The organism is Flavobacterium sp. (genome assembly GCF_043760115.1).
GTDB lineage: Bacteria > Bacteroidota > Bacteroidia > Flavobacteriales > Flavobacteriaceae > Flavobacterium.
Genome location: NZ_JAYUPK010000158.1, coordinates 1 through 4844 on the forward strand (window position 1 = coordinate 1; position 4844 = coordinate 4844).

4 protein-coding genes are annotated in these 4844 nt (G+C 29.4%); all 4 read right to left on the reverse strand.

Features of this window, described 5'->3' with window-relative positions; all coding sequences use genetic code 11:
- A partial coding sequence (locus ACH2BC_RS13580) for a GEVED domain-containing protein (RefSeq protein WP_395054549.1) occupies positions 1–1586 on the reverse strand: 1586 nt, incomplete at its 3' end.
- 160 nt (positions 1587–1746) lie between these two features.
- A complete protein-coding gene (fabV, locus tag ACH2BC_RS13585) occupies positions 1747–2937 on the reverse strand; it encodes an enoyl-ACP reductase FabV (RefSeq protein ID WP_395054550.1) in 1191 nt (396 codons plus the stop codon).
- Between the two features lie 60 nt (positions 2938–2997).
- Positions 2998–4650 (reverse strand): DNA repair protein RecN, encoded by a 1653-nt coding sequence (gene recN, locus ACH2BC_RS13590; RefSeq protein WP_395054551.1) that lies wholly within the window; start codon positions 4648–4650, stop codon positions 2998–3000.
- A gap of 19 nt (positions 4651–4669) precedes the next feature.
- On the reverse strand, positions 4670–4844 hold a 175-nt coding region (locus tag ACH2BC_RS13595; protein ID WP_395054552.1), incomplete at its 5' end, for a DUF4835 family protein.

Consider the following 4844-nt stretch of genomic DNA (forward strand, 5'->3'; position numbering starts at 1 on the left):
CATGCTTGAACTCCAACTCCAACTCCAGCAGCTTCAGTTATTCCTGCTTCATAACCTTCAGCGTATGTTGTAACAGTTGTATTAGCTGGAACTGTAAAACTAGTATTACTACCATTTACACCATCAGAAATATATTGAATATTATTAAAATCCATTGCATCTACTGGCGGAACAACTAAAGTAACTTTATAATCTTCTGCTTCTGTTCTATTGAAAGAAACTGCACATGGATCTGGATTAACATTATTGTAATCTGTTCTAATTCTCATTCTGTAATCTCCTAAAGTAGTTAAAGATGGAACTATAAATGAACCGGTGTACGTACCATCGGCTATATAAGCATTGGAAGTATACATTCTTTCAGAAAGTTCAAAACTTAAATTATTATTCCAATCTACCCAAATGGCAACTCCAGTAGTGCCTCCAACAAGTGAAAAAGAATAGTTTATTGCTCCACCTGGAAATGCTGTAACTCCAGTTGTTGCATAATTGTTTTGATAACCACCAGTTGTAAATCCACTTGCATTATTAGTAATATTTGTACTTCCAACATTTGTTGAAAAATTATTAATGTAAGTCAATGCAGAGGTTGAACTTGGAATGCAATATGCTGTAAAGAAAGAAAAACTAGTCCAACCACTAAAATTACCGCTTCCACAATTTGATCTAATAAAAAAATAATATGTAGTATCTGCTGTTAACGGACTAACCACAACTGATGTACCAGTAATATTAGTTCCAGCAGTTGTTGGAGTTGTATTTGTAGTAGATAAAACATATTCATATCCATTAGTTGCAGAAGCGCTTGCAGTCCAATTTACTGTTCCTGACGAACTAGATAAAGATAATGTAGCAACATTTAATGCAGTTGGTGCTGCACAATTAGGTGGTGTAAATGTGTAAGTTAAACCAGATGCAGGAAAAACAGTAGCTGTTAATGTACAATTACTCGTATTTAAAGTTCCAACTGTTGTTGCAGACCAATCTGTTGTTGTCGTTCTATTATTAAATACAGCATTTGATGAACCTCTTAAACCAACTTGTCTAGTTCTTGCAACAGCATCTTTTACCATTGAACCATATACAATATCAATTAAATTAGATGTTTCAAATAATTTTATTTGAAAATTATAACTATCTGTAGAAGTTCCAGTTGCTAAATAATTTCTATAATTTACCCATTGTACTGTAAAAACTCTATTTGGAGCTGTCCCAGTTGTAACGTAAGATAAACTTGAAGTTGCAACACCTTGCAAATCATCATTAAAACCAGCAACTACATTATTTGATGCCGTAGCGGTGACATTTGATAAAGATACATAAGAGCTTGACGCTGTTGGATCAAATGTTAAAAAACCATTTGAATTAATACTAGCTTGAGTAAAATTCAATCCGCCAAAAGTAAATGTAAATCCTAAATTAATTGCATTAAAGGAATTATCATCATTAGTTGCAGTACCTAATACAGTTCCACCTGTTATTGGTGTGTATGTTGCATTACTTTGAGAAAAAGTGTAACTGCTAACTTGAGAATAACTCATCGAATAAAAAATAAACGATAAAAGTAATAAAGTAATTTTTTTCATGTTTTGATTATTAAGTTAATATTTATTAAAAGTAATCATAATTTGTAAACAACTTTGTTACAAAATAAAATATTTAAATTATTTAAGTGAATTTTAACAAAAAAAAACCATAATTACAAGGACTTTCTTTGTTAAATTAATACAATATGTATTATTTGTATTATTTTATGCTAGGGATTTCTACAACTTCATTTACATCCGCTTCGTAATCAACACCTTTAAATCCAAATCCAAATAAATTTAAAAAATCTTGTTTATAACCTGCTAAATCTCCTATTTGTGGTAACGTTTCTGTGGTAGCTTCTAACCATAATTTGGCTACACGTTCTTGAACATCATCTCGCATTTCCCAATCATCAATACGTATTCTTCCTTTATCATCAGTTGGAATTTCTTTTCCAGAGTATAATCTGTCATGAAATAATCTCTGAATCTGTTCAATACAACCTTCATGAATTCCTTCTTCTTTCATAATTTTATATAATAGTGAAATGTATAGTGGAATTACTGGAATTGCTGAACTTGCCTGTGTTACCAATGCTTTATTTACAGATACATAACCTTTACCATTAATGTCTTTTAAACTATCAGTAATTTTAAATGCTGTTGCTTCAAGATCATCTTTGGCTCTACCAATTGTTCCTTTTCTATAAACTGCTTCAGTTAATGATGGTCCAATATAGGAATATGCAATTGTGGTTGCTCCATTAGAAAGTAAGTTGGCTTTCTTTAACTCATCTATCCACATTGCCCAATCTTCTCCACCCATAACTACAACAGTGTTTTCAATATCTTCTTCTGTTGCTGGTTCTATTGATACTTCAGTTACATTTCCTGTATGAAAATCTACAGTTTTATTAGTAAATGTTTTTCCAATAGGTTTTAACGTAGATCTATGTAAAACTCCAGTTTCTGGATGCATTCTTACTGGTGATGCCAAACTATAAATAATTAAATCTACTTGACCTAAATCGGTTTTAATTAAATCTATAACCTGTTGTTTTACTTCTTTAGAAAATGCATCTCCATTGATACTTTTTGCATATAAACCTGCTTTTGTAGCTTCGTTTTCAAATGCTGCTGAGTTATAAAATCCTGGCGAACCTGGTCGTTTTGCTACTGGTGGTTTTTCAAAGAAAACACCAATTGTTGCTGCATTACAACCAAATGCACTAGTAATTCTTGATGCTAAACCAAAACCTGTTGATGCTCCAATAACTAAAACTCGTTTTGGACCATCAATTGCTCCTTTAGATTTTATATATTCTATTTGATTTTTTACATTTTGCTCGCATCCAGTTGGGTGAGATGTTAAGCAAATAAATCCTCTCATTCTTGGTTCTATTATCATAATTTCAATAGTTAGTTGTGTATTTTATAAACTTAAATAGGTAAACAAATGTAATTAATTTTAGTTAAGCAATTCTTTAGCATGAATTAAAGCCGAATCTGAAATGGTACTTCCAGAAAGCATTTGTGCAATTTCTTGAATTCGTTCTTCTTGATTAAGCAGTTTTAAATCGGTATGGGTTTTATTATTTTCTACAGTTTTAAAAACTTTAAAATGTGAGCTTCCTTTTCCTGCAATTTGTGGTAAATGGGTTATTGAGAATACTTGCATGTTTAAACTCATGGCTTTCATAATTTCGCCCATTTTATTAGCAATTTCTCCAGAAACACCAGTGTCAATTTCATCAAAAATTATTGTTGGTAAACTAGAATATTGTGCTAAAACTGATTTTACAGCCAACATAATTCGAGACATTTCTCCACCAGAAGCAACCTTTTTAAGTAAACCAAAATCTGAACCTTTATTGGCAGAAAATAAAAATTCTATTTCGTCTTTTCCATTTGATAAAAAATCTTCTTTTTGAGTAACTTCTATTTTAAATCTAGCACTTGCCATACCAAGTTGCTCTAAAATAAGTTGAAGTTTTGAAGTTAAAATTGGTACTGCTTCTACTCTATTTTTATGGATTTTTGTTGCATTTACATTTAGTTTTTCTTCAAGTTCTAAAATATCATTTTTAATTTTTTCAATTTCAGATTCTAATGTAATTACAGAAACTACTTTATTATCCAATTCATTTTGAATAGTTAACAATTCTTCTACCGTTTTTACTTGGTGTTTTTTTTGTAAAGAATAAATTAGCTGCAATTTTAAATTGGTATTTTCTAATGTTTCTGGATCACTAAATAATGTTTCAGATAACTGATTTAATTCTTTTTCAATATCGTCAAATTCTATTAATGTACTAGAAATTCTTTCAGATAATGATGAATAATCTAAAGAAAAAGGAGCAATTTTAGAAAATAAATTCTTAATTTCTTTTAAATTTTGAAGTACTCCAACTTGTTCATCAGTTGCAATTGATAACGATTTTACAATAGTTTCCTTAATAAACTCAACATTATTTAATTTTTCAAATGTTGCTTCTAATTCTTCTTGTTCATCTGCTTTTAAATTGGCAGAAAGTAATTCTTCTAACAAAAAACTATTATAATCTTGTTCGTTTAAAATAGATTGTAAAAATTCTGATTTAGATTTTAAATTAGTTTTACATTTTTTATACTCTTTTAAATCAACTGAATAATTAGAAATTAAATCAAAATTGGATGCAATTGAATCTATAATTTTAAATTGAACTACATCATCTGACAATTCTTGAGTTTGATGCTGCGAGTGAACATCAATTAAAGAAGCACTTAATTCTTGCAATTGATTCAAATTTACTGGAGTATCATTTATAAATGCTCTAGATTTTCCTGATGCAAGAATTTCTCTTCTTATGATGGTTTCTTCTTCAAAATCTAAATCGTTGGTTTCAAAAAAAGATTTTAAATTATAATTTTTTATATTAAAATTTGCTTCTACTACACATTTTTCTTCTTTATTTTTAAGCGAAGTTAAATCGGCACGTTTTCCTAAAACAAGACTTAAAGCTCCAAGTAATATTGATTTTCCGGCTCCAGTTTCACCAGTAATTGTAGAAAATCCTTCAGAAAAACGAATTGATAATTTTTCTATCAAAGCAAAATTCTCGATGGATAAGTTTGTAATCATAAAATTTATGCTACTTAAATTAAAGTTTAATTTTAGACCATTTTAATGTATTGTTGATAGATATTTTATTTAAACTATCAACTAAATCTTTAATTTCTACACTTGGTCCACCAGAAAATATAGATACAATTTCATCTGCTTTTGCATCAAAAAATAATCTTGACAAATACGAATTTGGTCTAACTGCGTTTAAC

Bases quoted from the DNA above. Each gene is read 5' to 3' on its own strand.
- recN (WP_395054551.1), bottom strand. From the start codon at position 4,650: ATGATTACAAACTTATCCATCGAGAATTTTGCTTTGATAGAAAAATTA.
- fabV (WP_395054550.1), bottom strand. From the start codon at position 2,937: ATGATAATAGAACCAAGAATGAGAGGATTTATTTGCTTAACATCTCAC.